The sequence below is a fragment of the Nostoc sp. genome, from assembly GCF_036917655.1.
In the GTDB taxonomy this organism is placed as follows: Bacteria; Cyanobacteriota; Cyanobacteriia; order Cyanobacteriales; family Nostocaceae; genus Nostoc.
In genome coordinates this window covers 197943-215845 of sequence record NZ_JBALCY010000074.1, presented here as the reverse complement: position 1 = coordinate 215845, position 17903 = coordinate 197943, and the positions used below count along the sequence as shown (strand labels likewise).

The window sequence follows — 17903 nt, the reverse complement described above, 5'->3', positions numbered from 1 at the left end:
TATGAATTATTGAATTACTAAAACTGGTAAAGTGTAGCAAATTCAATATTATTTAACAATATTATTTTCACAGACGTAACAGTGCTACGTCTCTACAAGGGTTCTACATCTTTGAGATAACAATGACAATCTGGTTTATCAATCAGTGACTCCACCAAGGCATTTAGGGCAGTCGCAGCTAAAGCGCCACCTCCTAAAGTCCCTTCAACTGTAATATAGGGTATCCCTTGTTGCATCAGTTGTCGCTTGGCTGCGGGAGCATGGCTAAAGCCTATGGGCATTCCAATTACCAATGCAGGCTGAATTTTCTGGTTAGCGTTGGCGTAGCCCGTCGTAGACATCGCCTCACAAGCTTCTAGAAGGACTGAGGGAGCATAACCAACTACCAGCACGCAACCCTGACTTACTTGCAGCAATTTTTCTCGCCATTCTCGATGTTGCCAAAAGGCGAGTTCTGCCTCTGTGGCAGTGGTAATATGGGGATTATCAATCAAGGTTTCAATGTGGCATCCCAAGTGAAGTAATCGGGTTTGATCCAAAGCAGCAGCAACAGTTTGGGTATCGACAACAATTTGACAGCTTGAAGATAGGGCTTCTCGACTAGCAGCGATCGCATCTCGACTCAATTTGATAAAGGACACCAAACTGACATCGCCAGAAGCCAAAACCAACTGAGAAATTAAGTGTTGTTCAATTTCCGAACGCTGAGACAAATCAGGTAATAAACGTTGTAGCGATTCTGTAAAAGCTTCCGAATGTGTATGAATTTCGGCATCCAAGCCACTCCAGAGGTTTTCCAATCCCCCCAATCCAGCTTGAGTTTCGACATCGAGTAACTTGAGTTGTGCCAAGACTTCCGCCTGGATAATTTGACAATGGCGATCGCGCCCTAATAATCCTTCTAATGCTGATGCAGTTTGCCGCAGTTGGGAAATTTGTTGCATCACCGCCCGATATTGCTGCTGGAGTTGTCCCATCAGGTTAACAGTTGTGTCGGCTTCTGGTTCCACCTCCAAAATTTGACGGATGTGGTTTAGCTGAAACCCTTGCTGCTTCAGTGCGACAATCCGTTGCAACCGGAGGACATCTTTTTTGGTGTAGAGGCGGTAATTGCTACGCGATCGCACTGGTTGCGGTAGTAGTCCCAATTGATGGTAATGTCTGACCATGCGCGGAGTTAAACCGCCGCCAACTGCATCAGTGAGTTCTTTTATAGTTAAGCAACTAGCGTTCATAAGTTATTTAATAATGGTAAAAGTCTTTGTAATTCTCCACAAGCAGCCTGGAGAGATGGCGGTGCATTTTCATCTAAACTCCCTTGAGAACACTGGTTTGCTAAGTGTTCAACACCGGGTTTACAAATTGCCTCATTTTTGAGGAATTTTGGATAAGATTTTTCTGCTTCTTCTTCAACAACTTCTCCTGTTCGTAAATAATGTATCCAAGTTTCGATATTTCTTTTTGGCACGAAGATTGCTATTTTCTCGTCAGGCTTACGAAGTTCCTGTGAATTTTCTATCAGTGCATTATCTAAATCTTCTAGTGTTGCCTTTACTGTTTCAGTATCTGCATCAATCAACACTACTAGCATTCCTGAACGATAGTTTTTTCTCCGGTATTCTTTAACCTCTGCTGCATAACGCTTTCTAACAAACTGCTCTCCTGCACCTTTACCTTTTGGAGAAGTCCTAATTGTAAGATTTTTTGGATTTATGTTAAAGCCTCGTTTTTTCAAAAAATGATATGCAAAAACTTGCTGTTGTAGATCCTCACACAAAATTACTATCTGTACTCTATTCTGGGTCATACAGCCAGCCCCGTGCAATCAGTTCTGAAATTGGTAATCCCGAATTTTCAGCTTCTTGATTACTAATTGGTTTTACTCGTACAGGTGCATTACTTTGACGCTCAAACCAATAACCTATAGGTGAAGCTAAAAGATAATTAATTGATACAGGATGATGGGAGATTAGTAAAGCTTGTATTTTTCTGTCAATACAGAAATCATAAAGTTGAATTAGCCAAGGTTGAATTTCCGGTAGTGCTAAAAAATTATCGGGTTCATCTATACACAATGTATAGTCTTCAGATTCGGTACAATATAAAAGCGTATATAGTGCAATCAGCACTTTTTGTCCATCAGATAGTTCATTAAAGTAATAATCAATAATATTTGTCCGATCTGCATCTGTTGTAAATCGTAATTTTAAAGTTCGATAGCCTTCTCTAAACTGGTCAAATTTAAAACTTACAAAACCGTCTAATACATCTTTCAAAATATTCATTAGTTCAGCAACTTTGCCTTGATCTTGTGAAATATAGCGATACCAAGAAACAAAATTCTCCATTCTAGGAGTCAATTGTGCTTCTTCTTTTTCACTACTATTAATTATCAGGTTAGGAATAATTTGTACAATAATAAATCGCTCCATGCGCTGTTTGAACCAGGTCAGTTTTTTGATGTCATTATTTGCCGGCAATAAAGGTAGTATGGACTGAAACCAATTAAAAGGAGGATATTTCGTCGGACTGACTAAATGATTGTCATAAAAAATTTGAACTTCGCCCATCTCGAACTTTAATAAAGGTTGGTTATCAAACCACAAACGCTCATATTGTACCTGGCTATTTTCTCGATTGTGTTCAATAGCAAGTTCATATTTATAGTTACCATCATTTCCGTCAATTTCTATTTCAAAACGCTGAATTGGTAAAGTTTGCCAGCGAGTACAGTCAAAAAATGGGAAAATTCCTTCTACCTTAGCAACACCACTTATAAAAAGTTGAATTCTCCGCAAGGCTTCAAAAACAGTTGATTTACCTGTTCCATTCCCACCAAGAAACAGGTTAATCGAGTCAAAATTCATCTCAAAATTTACCAAGCCGCGAAAGTTATCAATATATATTCGCTTGAGCATAGATTTTTTCATCCTAGTGCAATTTTAAACGTAACAGTTAAATCGTCTCATTTATCCACATCCCACTTTTGAAAAACGCTTCAAAAACACAGATAAATATTTAACTTTGCGTACCTCTGCGCTTCCCTCAGCGCCCCTCTGCGTTTCAAAATCATTATAAACCTTGACATTAACATTAATGTCAAGGTTTAGCCTGAGAGAGTCCCTGTTAATTCACCTCTCATGCTCTACCCCCAGCGTTTCACCCAATTCACCAGAGAACACGCAGATACCTTAGCCGCCCTTTTGTGTGGCTTGCTGCTATTTCTCGGATGGTTCGCCTTACATCTCGGTTGGTTGGGATTAGCATTGCTGCTGCTACCCGCTGCTTATCTAATTGGTGGTTACGAAAGTGCGCGGGAGGGATTGACTACTCTCTTCAAAGAAAAAGAACTCGATGTAGATTTGCTGATGATTGTGGCGGCGATTGGTGCTGCTAGCCTCGGCTTATGGCGAAGAGAATATCATCTAATTATTGATGGGGCAATTTTGATTCTGATCTTTGCCATCAGTGGCGCACTGGAAGGATATGCAATGCAGCGAACTGAGCGGAGTATCCGCAGTTTGATGAGTTTGACACCAGATACAGCAAGGGTTTTGCATCAGGGAAGGGAAGCGGAAGTTTCGATCAGTCAGTTAAAAGTGGGTGATGAGATTGTCGTCAAACCCGGAGAGCTAATTCCTACTGATGGGATAATTTTATCTGGTTACAGCACCCTCAATCAAGCTGCAATTACAGGCGAGTCTTTACCTGTAGAGAAAACAGTGGGCGCAGAAGTATTTGCCGGCACACTCAACGGCTATGGTGCATTGCAAATTAAGGTACACAAACCAGCCCAAAGCAGTTTGATTCAGCGGGTGATTCGCTTGGTAGAACAAGCGCAGACTGAAGCACCACCTTCGCAAGAGTTTATCGATCGCTTTGAGAAAGGATATGCCAAAGTCATTGTAGTAGCCGGGATATTACTGGCAACTTTACCGCCATTTCTTTGGGGTTGGGATTGGGAAACAACGATTTATCGGGCGCTTACCTTTCTGGTGGTGGCTTCTCCCTGTGCGTTGATGGCTGCAATTATGCCCACCCTGCTTTCAGGAATCGCCAATGGTGCTAGACAGGGGATTTTGTTTAAAAATGGGGCGCAGTTGGAGAAGATTGGCAAAGTCCGAGCGATCGCATTTGATAAAACTGGTACTCTAACAACAGGACAGGTGCAGGTATTCCAGGTAATTCCAGTTAGTGAATACACTCAAGGAAATGTATTAAAAGCCGCTGCTAGTGTGGAATCATCTTCCGAACATCCCATCGGTAAGGCAATTGTGCAGGCGGCTGGTGATTTGGATTGGGTTGGTGCAGTTCAAGTGCAAGCCATACCGGGACAGGGAATTGTCGGAATCGCCCAAGAACAACAGATAATTGTCGGCAATGCCGTTTTTGTGCAACAGTATGTGACAAATTTACCTGAAGAATTGCGAGAAATGGCTCAGTCTTTGGAGCAAGAAGGTAAAACTGTGGTTTGGGTAGCGAAGAACCCCACCCCGCTTGCGAGGAGGGGAGCCGGGGAGGTGATGGGTGTAATTGCGATCGCAGATGAAGTAAGATCGCAAGCAGCCGCAACCATTACCCGGTTAAAGAAGCTGGGAATTGAGCAAATTGTCATGTTAACTGGGGATAATGAAGAAACTGCTCACAGTGTCGCCAAAGCAGTCGGAATTGATCGGGTATATGCTCAACTTCTACCAGAAGATAAGCTGGATGTTATCCGCCGTCTACAGCAACAATATCAAACTGTAGCAATGGTGGGCGATGGAATCAATGATGCACCAGCTTTAGCGCAAGCATCTGTAGGTATAGCGATGGGAATATCTGGTAGCGATGTGGCATTGGAAACCGCAGATATAGTACTGATGGCAGACAGGTTAGAAAAAATTGCTGTGGCGATGCATTTGGGTAGGCGATCGCAAGCCATAGTCAAACAGAATATATTCGTAGCGTTGGGTTTTATAATGTTGCTTTTGGTGGGCAACTTTCTGGGAAATATTAACCTACCCATTGGCGTGATTGGGCATGAAGGTTCCACAGTGTTAGTTACCCTGAGTGGTCTAAGATTACTGAAATAAAGCACTTTTCTCTAACTGTCTAATCCGCTCCATTTGCAGGAGGTTCCACTCATCTTCAGAATAGGGTGTGCTAAACCAGGCATCTAATATTTCTTTAGCGATCGCTTCTGTAGTAGCACGTAAACTTAATACAAGCACATTCGCATGATTCCAGATGCGGGCCCCGCGTGCAGTTTCAGCGTCATGGCACAATGCTGCACGTATCCCTGAGACTTTGTTGGCGGCAATAGATGCGCCAGTACCAGTCCAACAAAAGACAATGCCCTCATCTGCTTTCTGGCTTGCCACTGCCAAAGCAACTTTACTACAGCTGAGAGGCCAATCAACTTCTAGATCATTCTCGGCTAGGGAACCGAAGGGTATAACTTCATGCCCACGCTGCTTAAGTTCTTCCACTATCCTATCAGTAAGGTTGGTGCGTTCATCACTGCCAATAGCGATTTTCATAACTGTTCACGCTTTTCCCTTTAAAAATGTAAATTTATTCAAAATAGGGATTTATGTTTGAGGATTGATCCTTAAAATCAATATCTGCTAATCTAAATGGTATAAGTTAGGCTACTTCTTCTAACTGTTGACTTCTGTTTTAGTTTTCCTTTGAGAGTTAAACCCGTGCCTAAAGCGCCAAAAGCTAGTAGGCCTAATGTGGAAGTAGATTCGGGAATTGATTTAGAAACTGGATCGGCACGGAAAACACCCGTGATCGTCTTACCACTCTCATCTACAAGCTCTGCAAAGAAGGGGATTTGACCGGAATTATTAATACCACCACTGAAAAAAATATTCGTCACAGTGCCGCCTAAAAGAGAGTCTCCGATGCCAATCACCTTATCTGCAATGGGGTCTGGCCCTGTGAAGATGCCGTCGGTAAAAACATTTTCTGCCCCATCACGTCATGTTGCACCGAAAGCTACTTGATTGTTGTCATTAATTGCGTTACGAATAAATCTACTAAAGGAGCTACTGGTGTCGGCAATAGTGGTAATTGTTTTACCATTGCCTGTAAATATTCCTTCTTTCCCGTCCTCTCGAAAAGCGTCAAATATTACTGTTCCTGTATTGTTAATGCCAACCTCAACAAATCCACCCAAAAAGAGACTAGTATTATCAGCGATCGTTGTAATTGTCCCATCTTTGATCGTGAATACACCTTGTCTTCCATCTTTTAATGTAGCTTGAGAAACCACTACATTAGCATCATTAATTGCAGGGGGTTGGTCGAAAAACTTAAATAGTCCGTTAGTGTCCACTACAGTTGTCAAAGGGCCACCATTGCCAGTAGCAATAGTAGCGCCATTATCAAAGTCCTTTGAAAGACCGAAAACTAATGTGCCACTATCGTTTAACGTGCCAGGTGATACACTAGTGACAAATAAACCATCGCTTGGTGTAACAACTGTGGTAGGATTACCACCGTTACTTATAAAGAGTCCTTCTGGAGGATAACTACTAATATTTCCGAAGGCTACTGTATCACTATTGTTAATTGCAAGACCATTGATTGTATATGGGTCTTGTGGGTACGAGTTGAGGACAGTGGTAAACGCTCCGCCGCCGTTGCTAGTAAAGATGCCTTGACCTGAAGATGTCGTAGCAACAAAAGCTACTATGCCATTATCGTTGATCGGACCACCACCGATATTGAAGAAGTCCTTATTATCCCTATTGTTAACGATTGATGTAAAGGTAAAGTTGCCAGCTTGTGCTAAGTTAACGTCTATTGTTACTAAACTTAGTAAACTACCAGCTATAGCAGCTAAAATTTTTGGACAACTATTCATGTCAATAATTGCTTACTGGATTGGTTTTTTTGACCAAATTACCTTATCAGAAAAGGAGACGTATAGTCTATATTCCGACAGTAGGAAAACGCTGATGTCTCCAACACCGAGTCCAGCAATATAGCATTCTTACTAGCCAAACAAATCAATATTACTAAATCAATTTGACAGTAAACATGATTAGAAAAGGGGTAGATATAAATTGAGCATTAGTGGTTATCGATTGGTACAAATATTAAAAACTCCGACTACCCACTTCTGCCGGTGCAGGAGTGATGGGAACGCCATTGGTTAGGCTGAGAATACCGGAAACAACAATTTTGTCCCCAGCTTTTAGTCCTTCGATAACTTGATAATTATTGCCCTCAATAACTCCCAATTTCACGGGCTTTTGTTGAGCCACTAAAGATGGCGCTCCAGCTTGAGGATTTTGTGCAGATGCTTCAGCTTGAGAATTTTGTACAGATGCTTCAGCTTTAGGCTTTTGTTCTGGCGCTTGAGCCACAAACACAAAAGTCTCTCCACCCAAGCGAGATATTGCTGTGACTGGAATTAAAATTCCTGGACGTTTGTTCCAGATCACTCTGGTTTGCACTGTCTGAAGATTAAGCAGTCGATTTCTCAAATTGCCAAAGTTGGCTTTTACCAAAACTGTCTGCGAATCTAAACTGGCATTTGGGGAGATAAAACTGATCTTACCCGTTGCTGTGGGTTGGCCTTGGGCATCCAGCATTTGCACAGGTAAACCCAAGCGCAACTTTTTGGCTTGATTTAGCGGAATGGATATATTCAGGTCTAAAGAGTCGTTTTTGGTCAATGTGGTGAGTTGATCCCCTTGTCCTACATACTGTCCTAGCTTGACTGGGATATTACCAACAATACCTGTGAAAGGAGCTAGGACTTTTGTGTATTGCACTTGGACTTGAGCCGACTGGACTTGAGCCGCTGCTTGGCTTACTTGCGATCGCCCTTGGGCAATATCTTCTGGGCGGTTGCCGTTCACCTGCTGCCTATAGTTTTGTTTCTGTTGTTCTAAGGCAGCACTTAGCTGCTGGATATTAGCAGTTCTGCTTTTGCGGAGTTGCTCTAAGTTTTTCTGGGCTGCAACCAGCGCCGCTTCAGCACTACCTTTGTTTTTGACGTATTCATCTAGGCTATCTTGGGAAGTTGCCCCTTCTTTTGTTAATTGTTCGTATCGCGTTGCTCGTGCTTGTGCTAGTACTAGATCGGATTTGGCGGAATTAACTTGAGCTTCAGCCTGCTGAATTTGCTGTGGTAGCGATCCAGATACGGCATCTTGATATTTTGCTTGCGCCTCATCTAGCTGGGCTTTGGCTTGCAAAACTACTTCTTTTCGAGTCCCGGCTTTGAGTTCGGCAAGATTTGCCTGTGCTTGCTCTAGTGCTGCTTGTTTTTGTCGTAGCTGGGCTTGGGCATCATCAATTTCTAGGCTAATAATTACTTGCCCTTGTTGAACACGGTTGCCCTCTTTGATGAAAATCTGGCTAATTCGCCCTCCAACCTGTGGTTTGATTGGTACAGAGAGTGGAGCCTCTAAGGAGCCAATAAACTCCGAACTATCCTGCACAGTTTCAGTTTCCACAGTTGCTAGCTTGACGGGAATTGCCGGTTGGGGAGCACCTGCTTCAGCACCCCCTGGTGCATTGCTAGCATTACTAGTTTGCCACCAACGCCAACCAAAACCAACACCTGCAATTAACAGAATAATTCCCAACAGCAAAGGCCAACGCCGCTTTCGAGGTGGCTTAGGCGATCGCTCTGGCAATGGTTGCGATTCTTGACTAGAATCAGTAACAGCAGGCTGTTCTATTTCAACGGGAAGGTGAGAGTCAGGGAACTCAGAATGGGACATCTTTATTTTCTCGTCTTATGGATTTAAATTTGGAGCAGTCTACTCTTCACTAAAAAAGCATTAATTGAATAGTTTGTTAGCCCTTTTTTCTCTATGTTGGTGACAAATATATTGTTTGGATATTTGGGCGATCGCTCATGAAATCCACCGCCTTAAACCAATAAATATCGTTCACCACACTATGGTTAATTTGTACATGCCTAACTCCTATAAATTATTTATATGTGTAATTCATGAAATTTTGTTACTAAGTATAAAGTCTTGGTATTATTAAAGTTACCTGATTGACCGCAGTAACACGAGGAATTTCTCGCGTTGTGGCTTTGGTTAAACCTGCTATTGCAAACACCTTAGTTGCTGAGTTTATCAAGTGTGCATGAGTTTGTGCCGTCCTTGATGCTAAGTTTTCCATGAGCCTTTGCAAGCAAGCGCTTGCACATGTAAGTGCTTGCTTGCATTATAACCACATAGGGGAAAATATTGGTATAAGGTACAAATGAGTTTATCGCTCTTAAGTCGTAGTGAATACTGATCTTAGGGAAGAAAAGGGTGTAGAGCGATGCCAACTGTTGGAGACGCTACCCATAGCTTGCTTCTCCATAGGGGTACGGCGGGCTACGCCTACGCTGATTAATTCAGCTTTATTAAGCAAGTTTGCGAGTTTCATCAAGTTATTCTCACCAAGAAAGACGCGCGATCAGTGTTCTCTAATATAGATTCCTCTTTTTGATCAATCTCAACTTCCTACACTTAGGTCACCCGATCGGTTGATTTTTAACTCACCCAAATGGGTGATTTAATTTTCCCTAATTAGGGTTTTGTTATATGTCCGAGCCAGCAATCCCCAATCCCCAATCCCCAATCCCCAATCCCCAATCCCCTTCAACCATCCACAACTGATTTTTTAGAATTCAATTTCGGCAAGATCCCCACAGTTGATTTTCGGTTAGCAACAATATGAGAAAAAAGCCACTCATACCGATCAAGTGCTTGCTCTAACGAATAGTTTTCTTCGGCAAACTTTCTTCCTGTGTTACCTAGCCTCGCTCCTAGAGCCGGATTAGCATACAAATCATGCACCGCAGCAGCTATTGCATCGGGTGATTCTGGCTCAACAATTATCCCACCACCACTGAGTTGGATTGCTTTAGCAGCAGTACCAGTGGCGGGAACTGAACCCACAATCGGCCGACCACTCGCCAACAGTAGTGGTATTTTTGAAGGCATATTGAACGAAATCACATTGCGCTTTTGCACAATCAGCCCTACATCAGATGCTGCTAGCATTTCGGGTAGTTTTTCTCGCGACTGCAACGGTAGCAGCAAAACATTATCTGCTCCATTTAATAGACAATATTCCTGCAACCTTTGCAATGCTCTGGATTCACCAACAATCACAAAGACAATCTCCCTGATATGACGCAAGCAAACTGCTGCTTCTATTACAGTTTCTAAACCTTGCGTTAGAGCAATGTTGCCCGAATAAAGTACTACAAATTTCCCATCCAGTTGATGGCTAAATATCCAGGAGTTGTTCTCTTTCGGTAAGGGGTGGATAAAATTTACATTCACCCAATTGGGAATACAAACGATTTTATTAACAGGTACTCCTTTATTCACTAAATTCTCACGAAACCCATCGGCGATGACACTAATAGTGTGTGCAGTTCGATATGCAAATTTCTCTAGAACTGCAAGAGTTCGGATCATCCACTTATTTTTTAATAGCCCAATCCGCACGGCAGCTTCTGGTAGAATATCTTGCACATTCAGAACTACTGGGCAGTTGTATAACCAACCAAATATTGTTGCTGGTAACGTACCTAGTAAAGGCGGAACTGTTAAGATAATCACATCGGGACGTCCACCTTTAAAAGCTTGGGGTAAGCTCGTGAAAACAAAGCTCAACTCCAGCAACAGCCGATCTACGAGGTTAGGTCTAGACTTAATTCGGAGGTAACTTCGTTGAATGGTGACACCATTTTTTTGTTCAGTAACGTACCATTTACCCCGATACCCATCGTAAATCTCACGCTGAGGATAGTTGGGCATTCCGGTAATCACCCGCACTTGGTGACCTCGCTTTGCTAGTCCTTCTGCCAATTCAGTCATTAAGGGAGCAATTCCAATCGGCTCTGGATGATAGTTGTAGGAATAGATCAAAATATGCATGAGCTATTTGTGAATTTCGTGAAGACAGCCTGAGATGAGCGGATTTATTGCTAATTTCAGTAGGCGCTGCTACTTTTATTATTTAATTTAGGTTTTGAGCAGGTGATGATTTTTTGAAATCACAATTGCAATCAAGACTATTTAAGACAGACTTTTAAGGTGGATTTTAATAGTTATCTGTTATTAATTATTAGTTATCAGTTACCAATTACTGGTGTTCACTGATCACTGTTGACTGATTTAAGTTTCTTACCATACGCATGAGAATTTTTCACTAATTTGAAGAATAATACAGAATTCAGAATCAATATAGTGGGGGACTTAAACCCGTTTATTCATTCGCCAGTCACACAGAATTCAATTGGAGAATTCTGGCTACTGACTCCTGAATTTTGTTTTGTTAAAAGTGAATTTAATGCTTAAATTTACACTTAGGGGATTGTAGCATTATATTTAATCTCGTGCATGAAACCCACATTCCAGCTTGTAAAGTGGCACATGAAGTATTTTTAACCAAGTCATAAGTATTGGATTCATTAGTCAGCATCCCACTTTTTTGAGTAGTTCAAAGGCACTAACTTTTCAACCCTAGCGTCCTGCGTAGCTTCATATTTGAAGCTGTTAGCACAAAAAAAACTGCGATGCATCGCAACATTACCTTGCCAGTTAAACTTAAAATCAACAGTTTTCACTGGGCTGTAGTCACCAGGAGCGATGCCTGCGGTGGGCTATTCGGCGTCGCAACAGTAAAAGTAGCACCGATTGCTGTGGTAAAGGCCATTTTGACGAAAATCTTTTTCTTTGTGATTACTCGAATACTTATTCACATAAGTATTCGAGTAATCGCGAACCGATAAGGTTGAATGATCAACTCACCAGTTCATTGAACTATTGAGGCTAGAATAGAGATTCATTAAACTCAATTTGGCAACCTCTGACTAGGAAGCCCTACTTTCTAGCAAGAGGCTTGCTTTTTCTTCAGAGTTGAACCTACACCCAAGGTAGCCAATGTTAGTAAACCCAAGATAGAAGCAGGTTCAGGGACTTTGGATACCTGAATAGAGCCAGAATTTTGATCTACTAGTGTTGACGTTCCCTGTTGATTGACATCCTTACGTAATGCTAAGGAGTCGCCAACCGTTCCCTGGAAGAAATATTCTCCAATTACACCCGTTCCTCCTCCTATATCAAAGGGGCCAAACAATGTGTGAGTGGAAGTATCAAAATTGAAAGCGAAGAAGCTAGATTGTGATACCCCACCATTAACGGTGTTATAAGTTCCCAAAAGATTTTTAGATGGGTCTAAGAAGGAGACATTCAAGGATTGTAAAAATTTGGTCGCTCCACTACCGCTTTCGGAAATAATTGTCGGTGCTGTAGCCTTGTCGTAGCTGAATGAACCTATTGCTGAATAACCAGCATCACCTTTCCAGTTAAAGTTTAAATCAATAGCTTGAGCTGGGTTGTTAGCACCAGCAGCGATGCCTACGGCGGGCTACGCCTACGCTACACTAAGAGCAACACTAGTTGCTGTGATCGTGGCCATTTTGGCGAAAATATTTTTCATTGTCATAACTCCAAAATTTATTGACATCATGCAGATATCAATCCATAAACAACACTAACTTTACGATATAAATATGTATAAGTAAATACTGCATGAAACTACGGTAGCAAATGTAATGAATTAATGAAGAGAAATACTTCTTTTGTAAAGTTTTGCATAAAATGCCAAGTCATCTAACAAACCTAAGCTCGACTTTATCGATTTTGATGTCCGTAGCAAGGTTTATTAAGTGATTTTCCAGCTTGGTCAGCTGTTTACGGTTATTTCTGGATGTAGAGCAAAGATCATATATAGTTATAGGCTCACAAGAAGCATCCAAACTCTAGTTACCTAAAAATCACGAGCGATCGCTAGATAATAACTGATAAAGTTGAGCTACGCAAAGTTGAAAACAGTGTTATATGCCTGGGTTTCTATTAGAAGTTGGTACAGAAGAACTACCTGCAAGTTTTCTCAGTGATGCTTTAGTGCAATGGCAGGAACGCATTCCCCAAAGCCTGGAAGCAAACAGCCTCAAGGGCGAAAGTGTCCAGGTGTACGGTACTCCCCGGCGGCTGGCGGTAGTGATTAAAGGTCTACCATCTCAGCAACCAGACCGAGAAGAAGAAATTAAAGGGCCCCCCGCCCAAGCCGCCTTTAAAGATGGTCAGCCGACAGCAGCAGCAGCAGGCTTTGCCAAAAAGCAAGGCGTGGAAATGGATGCGCTGTTTGTTCGCCCCACGGAGAAAGGGGAATTTGTTTTTGTCCAAAAAAGAATTCCCGGCCGTCCGGTGGCGGAAATTTTGACAGAACTTGTTCCCCAGTGGATTTGGGGTTTAGAAGGTAAGCGGTTAATGCGTTGGGGAAATGGGGATGCGAGGTTTTCCCGACCAATTCGCTGGCTGGTAGCTTTGTTAGATGCAACGGTGCTACCTCTAGAATTAGTAAATGGTTCTAAAACGATTCAGAGCGATCGCATTTCCCAAGGTCATCGGGTCTTGCATCCTGAACCTGTGACAATTGCCCAAGCTACTGATTATGTTACCGCCCTCAAGTCTGCCTATGTCACAGTTGACCCAGAAGAACGGGCAAATCTGATCAAAGAGCAAGTAAAGGCAGTAGCAGAGAATTTAGACGGGTATACAGTAATTTACCCCGATTTGTTAGCGGAAGTAACCAACCTTGTAGAATATCCTTCTACAGTTGTTGGTAAATTTGAACCAGAGTTTTTGGAATTACCAACTGAGGTAATTACTGAAGTCATGGTTACTCATCAGCGTTATTTCCCTGTATTCAAACCAGGTAGTTTTGAGCAAGAATTGTTGCCTAATTTCATCACTATTTCTAACGGTGATCCCAAAAAATCATCTATTGTTGCTGTCGGGAATGAAAGGGTAATTCGTGCCAGATTAGCTGATGGGAGATTTTTCTACGAAGCTGATTTAACTAAGCCTTTAGAAAGCTTTTTACCCCAGTTAGAAAAAGTCACTTTCCAAGAAGAATTGGGTTCGGTGCGTACTAAAATAGATAGAGTAGTCAAGATTGCCGAGCAAATTAGCAGTCAATTAGAATTAGCGGAAAATCAAAGCCAAAGAATCCAACGTGCTGCTTTATTATGTAAAGCAGATTTGGTTACTCAAATGGTGTATGAATTCCCGGAATTGCAAGGCATTATGGGAGAAAAATATGCCTTAGCCAGTGGTGAAGATGCCGAAGTAGCAAAGGCAATTTATCAACATTATTTGCCAACGGGAGCTGGTGACAATTTACCTGGAACACTCACGGGTCAAATTGTCGGTTTGGCCGATAGATTAGATACTTTAGTGAGTATCTTTGGTTTAGGTTTAATTCCCTCTGGTTCCTCTGATCCTTTTGCCTTACGACGTGCTGCTAATGCTGTAGTTAAAATTGTTTGGTTTTATAATTTGTCGATAAATTTAGATGATTTATTGGCGCAAATAGCCACAGATTTTTCAGCGACATATCATAAAGATCAGGCATCATTAACCGCAGCATTACAAGACTTTTTCTTACAACGCATCCGCACTTTACTGCAAGAAGAAAAGCAGATTGATTACGACTTAGTAAATGCTGTTTTGGGAGAAAATGATCCAGAATACACAGAACGGACGTTAAAGGATTTATTGGATGTACGCGATCGCGCCTTATACTTACAACAAATTCGCAACGACAGTACCTTAGATAACATCTACGAAACTGTTAACCGTTCTACACGATTAGCCGCCCAAGGTGATTTGGATACAAAACAGCTAGAACCAACAACCGTAGTTCGTCAAGAATTATTCCAGAAGCCTTCTGAAACAGCTTTGTATAATGCCCTAATCGAATCAGTACCCCAAACTCAAGCAGCACAGCAGACACGAAATTATCAACTGTTAGTAGCAGCACTAGCAAAAATTGCTCCGACAGTTAGTAACTTCTTTGATGGCCCAGATAGCGTTTTAGTTATGGACTCCGATCCAGAAGTGAAGCGGAATAGATTACACTTACTTGGATTAGTTCGCAATCATGCCCGTGTTCTAGCTGATTTTGGTGCGATCGTCAAAAATCTGTAGCGTAGGCTAACAAAAACCTGTGTAATTTTTGCCAATAAACGCTAATATAGGGACTGCTTAACCAGGGACACTCTGCTGCAATCTATGCCTAGAGCTTCTGTAATTGGATTGGGAAAGTCCGGTGTTGCTGCGGCGAGATTGTTGAAACGGGAAGGTTGGGAGGTAGAGCTGAGTGATGGCAACACCTCCGAAACCCTCCTACAACAACAACAAGAACTCGTTGCCGAGCAAATAACCGTTAAACTAGGCCAATCCCTAGAATTGAATGGTGCTAATTTACCCCAATTAATAGTCGTTAGTCCTGGCGTGCCTTGGGATATTCCCGTATTACTTGAGGCACGCCAATTAGGTATTGAAACCATTGGGGAAATGGAACTCGCTTGGCGAAATTTGCGATCGCTACCTTGGGTAGGAATTACCGGCACTAACGGCAAAACAACTACCACAGCTTTAATTGCTGCCATTTTCCAAGCAGCAGAATTAGACGCACCCGCCTGCGGTAACATTGGCTACGCCGCTTGTGAAGTTGCCCTATCTTACAGGGGACAGGGGGATAAGGAAAGAGATAAGGAAACTCCAATCCAAAATCCAAAATCTAAAATCCAAAATCATATTGATTGGGTGATTGCAGAAGTTAGTAGCTATCAAGTGGAGTCTTCAAATTCTCTTGCACCCCGTATCGGTGTTTGGACGACTTTCACGCCAGATCATCTTAGTCGCCATCAGACTTTAGAGAACTATTACAATATCAAAGCCAAGTTATTACGTCAGTCCGAGTTGCAAGTGTTCAATGGCGATGATGCCTACTTGAGGCAGCAAGGTTTAAGTAATTGGCCTGATGCTTATTGGACAAGTGTGAGAGGAAAAGATTTCCTGATTAGCGAAAAAGGCTTTTACATTGAGGACGACTGGGTTGTGGAAAAGTTGAGTGCAACCTCTGCGCCAGAACAGATTGTGAAAGTATCGACTTTGCGGATGGTGGGAGAACATAATCAGCAAAATCTCTTGATGGCAGTAGCAACGGCAAGATTAGCGGGAATTAATCGTGATGCGATCGCACGTGCGATTCAGGAATTCCCCGGCGTTGCTCATCGTTTGGAGCATATCTGCACTTGGGAAGGTATTGATTTCATTAACGACAGCAAAGCCACCAACTACGATGCTGCCGAAGTTGGTTTAGCATCTGTGAAAAGTCCAGCGATTTTAATTGCTGGTGGAGAAGCCAAAGCAGGTGATGATACTGGCTGGCTAGCAAAAATTCAAACCAAAGCTGCTGCTGTGTTATTGATTGGATCTGCTGCACCCGCATTTGCCCAACGCCTCCAAGAGGTAGGGTATTATACATGCCATATTGTTGAAACTATGGAGATGGCAGTTCCGAGAGCAGCAGAATTAGCTAAGAAGTATCAAACACCTGTGGTGTTGCTATCTCCAGCTTGTGCGAGTTTCGACCAGTACCCGAATTTTGAGGTGCGGGGTGATCATTTCCGTCAGTTGTGCCTTAATTGGGCGGGAGGAGAGAAACTGCAATACAACTCGATTCTTTCATCCTCCCTATAATTCATTCACTGTGTAACTACAAGGCATACAGTGAATGAATTATGTAAAATTATTAACAATTTTTGTATTTGGTAGCAAATCACTATATTCTAGCCAGCATATATTAACAAAGGTCAGGAGGTTAATTCCCTACCTTTAGAGGCAGCACTTTTTGATGCCCAATTAAAATCCCGGTTACAAAACGTAATTGCATTAGCGACGTAAAAGCGTCATTACGAATTGGTTTAATAGTAGACATTTGGTGAAAAAGAGTGTAGAGACGTTCCATGTAATGACCCTACAAGGATTTTGTGTGACGCATATTTAATTTCTGGACAAATCTACTATGTAGCAAGGAGAGATTTATGAAATTACAAATGGTTGCAGCTTGGCAATATGCAAAAAAAAATTTTGTTTTCCCAAGAAGTATTATATTTTTTGGGTTGGCACTTTTGTTAATTTTAGGTTTTAGTACGGCCGTAAACTTCATACCATTGGCTCAACCTGCCACAGCTCAAGTTGCTCCACTCTCAACCACTATTCCACGTTATGTCGTAACCGCTGAATTTGGTAGAAATAGAGCAGGTAGCGATTACACAGGTTTTCCGACTTCAGCATCCGCTTCAGATTGCCAGCAGTTTTGTATTAATGATAATAGGTGTAGTGCTTATACCTATGTTCGACCAGGAGTACAAGGTGCTAGTGCTAATTGTTATTTAAAATCTGTAGCACCAGCATCAACACCAGATAGCTGCTGTGTATCCGGTGTGAAATTGTAAGCGAAAAGTGCGGTGCGAACTTCCGCCAATCTGTACTAGAAGGATTGTTTAGAGCTAATTTAGTGGTTTACTATAATTATGTTTTGATGTAGTTTGCAACTTCAACCTCATGAGCGATGCTTGTAGGCTTAGGAATAGGTAAACCATCTTCTAGCATTCCTTCTAGATGAAATTCAATAGCTTCTGCAATCATTTGCTTGACTTCTTCTAAAGTTTCACCCACAGCAACACAACCTGGCAAATCAGGGACATAAGCGCCGTAGCTAGTTTCTCCCTTTTCAATCACAACTGTATAACGCATTAGTCTTCCTCCAATTGAGCTTGTCTCCAAATATTTTTAAGAGTACCAATTGGCACATCCACATTTGGCTTACCAGCCACTGTTACAGTACCAGGTTTATCAGGATGTTTGAACTGTCGATGACTAGCTTTGGTTCTAGCAAGATACCAACCATCAGCTTCTAGTCGTTTAATGACTTCACGTACTTTCATGGTAATACCTATTTGTAGAGTTTAAATTTCTGTTACAGATAGAGTCGCTAATTGAGAAGTCAAAAGTCAA

At 42.0% G+C, this 17903-nt stretch carries 16 protein-coding genes; 4 read left to right on the top strand and 12 right to left on the bottom strand.

Annotation, left to right across the window (positions count from 1 at the left end):
- Window positions 1-92: 92 nt before the first annotated feature.
- Genes V7K30_RS28015 through V7K30_RS28005 form a run of 3 tightly spaced genes read right to left on the bottom strand, consistent with a single transcriptional unit; the run spans window position 93 to window position 2918 of the window.
- Window positions 93-1235 (bottom strand): precorrin-8X methylmutase, encoded by a 1143-nt coding sequence (locus V7K30_RS28015; protein WP_335004937.1) that lies wholly within the window; start codon window positions 1233-1235, stop codon window positions 93-95.
- Window positions 1232-1807: a hypothetical protein gene (locus tag V7K30_RS28010; RefSeq protein ID WP_335004935.1), complete on the bottom strand. Its 576-nt coding sequence runs from the start codon at window positions 1805-1807 to the stop codon at window positions 1232-1234. The genes V7K30_RS28015 and V7K30_RS28010 overlap by 4 nt, the downstream gene beginning before the upstream one ends.
- Window positions 1794-2918: an AAA family ATPase gene (locus tag V7K30_RS28005; RefSeq protein WP_335004933.1), complete on the bottom strand. Its 1125-nt coding sequence runs from the start codon at window positions 2916-2918 to the stop codon at window positions 1794-1796. The genes V7K30_RS28010 and V7K30_RS28005 overlap by 14 nt, the downstream gene beginning before the upstream one ends.
- Before the next feature lie 222 nt (window positions 2919-3140).
- Here V7K30_RS28005 and V7K30_RS28000 point away from each other — a divergent pair, with 222 nt between their 5' ends.
- Window positions 3141-5075, top strand: a complete 1935-nt coding sequence (locus V7K30_RS28000; RefSeq protein ID WP_335004931.1) for a heavy metal translocating P-type ATPase — start codon at window positions 3141-3143, stop codon at window positions 5073-5075.
- Here V7K30_RS28000 and V7K30_RS27995 read toward each other — a convergent pair.
- The 7 genes from V7K30_RS27995 to V7K30_RS27965 all read right to left on the bottom strand — a co-directional run bounded on the left by V7K30_RS27995 (window position 5064) and on the right by V7K30_RS27965 (window position 12222).
- Entirely contained in the window at window positions 5064-5522 is a 459-nt protein-coding gene (locus V7K30_RS27995; protein WP_335004929.1) for an RpiB/LacA/LacB family sugar-phosphate isomerase, read from the bottom strand. The two genes, V7K30_RS28000 and V7K30_RS27995, sit on opposite strands and share 12 nt — an antisense overlap.
- A gap of 92 nt (window positions 5523-5614) precedes the next feature.
- Complete coding sequence (locus V7K30_RS27990; RefSeq protein WP_335004927.1) at window positions 5615-5902, bottom strand: hypothetical protein; 288 nt, start codon at window positions 5900-5902, stop codon at window positions 5615-5617.
- A 66-nt stretch (window positions 5903-5968) separates the two neighbouring features.
- The gene (locus V7K30_RS27985) at window positions 5969-6856 is read right to left on the bottom strand and encodes a hypothetical protein (RefSeq protein ID WP_335004925.1); all 888 of its coding nucleotides are present in this window, start codon (window positions 6854-6856) and stop codon (window positions 5969-5971) included.
- 235 nt (window positions 6857-7091) lie between these two features.
- Complete coding sequence (locus V7K30_RS27980; RefSeq protein WP_335004924.1) at window positions 7092-8729, bottom strand: efflux RND transporter periplasmic adaptor subunit; 1638 nt, start codon at window positions 8727-8729, stop codon at window positions 7092-7094.
- A 511-nt stretch (window positions 8730-9240) separates the two neighbouring features.
- Window positions 9241-9396 (bottom strand): hypothetical protein, encoded by a 156-nt coding sequence (locus V7K30_RS27975; RefSeq protein WP_335004922.1) that lies wholly within the window; start codon window positions 9394-9396, stop codon window positions 9241-9243.
- Between the two features lie 215 nt (window positions 9397-9611).
- Entirely contained in the window at window positions 9612-10901 is a 1290-nt protein-coding gene (locus V7K30_RS27970) for a glycosyltransferase family 4 protein (RefSeq protein ID WP_335004920.1), read from the bottom strand.
- A 955-nt stretch (window positions 10902-11856) separates the two neighbouring features.
- Window positions 11857-12222 carry a PEP-CTERM sorting domain-containing protein gene (locus tag V7K30_RS27965; protein ID WP_335004918.1) on the bottom strand — a complete coding sequence of 122 codons (366 nt, stop codon included), beginning with the start codon at window positions 12220-12222 and terminating at the stop codon, window positions 11857-11859.
- A gap of 647 nt (window positions 12223-12869) precedes the next feature.
- Between V7K30_RS27965 and glyS the strand changes: the two genes are divergently transcribed.
- The 3 genes from glyS (at window position 12870) to V7K30_RS27950 (ending at window position 17341) form a co-directional block, all read left to right on the top strand.
- On the top strand, window positions 12870-15023 hold the full coding sequence (gene glyS / locus V7K30_RS27960) for a glycine--tRNA ligase subunit beta (protein WP_335004917.1): 2154 nt from the start codon (window positions 12870-12872) through the stop codon (window positions 15021-15023).
- An 84-nt stretch (window positions 15024-15107) separates the two neighbouring features.
- Window positions 15108-16583, top strand: coding sequence for a UDP-N-acetylmuramoyl-L-alanine--D-glutamate ligase (murD, locus tag V7K30_RS27955; RefSeq protein ID WP_335004915.1), 1476 nt, complete (start codon window positions 15108-15110; stop codon window positions 16581-16583).
- 344 nt (window positions 16584-16927) lie between these two features.
- Window positions 16928-17341 (top strand): PAN domain-containing protein, encoded by a 414-nt coding sequence (locus V7K30_RS27950; RefSeq protein WP_335004913.1) that lies wholly within the window; start codon window positions 16928-16930, stop codon window positions 17339-17341.
- A 76-nt stretch (window positions 17342-17417) separates the two neighbouring features.
- On the opposite strand, the gene V7K30_RS27945 is transcribed toward V7K30_RS27950, so the two are convergent.
- Together V7K30_RS27945 and V7K30_RS27940 are read right to left on the bottom strand one after the other, a co-directional pair.
- Entirely contained in the window at window positions 17418-17642 is a 225-nt protein-coding gene (locus V7K30_RS27945; protein ID WP_335004911.1) for a type II toxin-antitoxin system HicB family antitoxin, read from the bottom strand.
- The gene (locus V7K30_RS27940; protein WP_335004909.1) at window positions 17642-17833 is read right to left on the bottom strand and encodes a type II toxin-antitoxin system HicA family toxin; all 192 of its coding nucleotides are present in this window, start codon (window positions 17831-17833) and stop codon (window positions 17642-17644) included. The genes V7K30_RS27945 and V7K30_RS27940 overlap by 1 nt, the downstream gene beginning before the upstream one ends.
- Window positions 17834-17903: the final 70 nt, after the last annotated feature.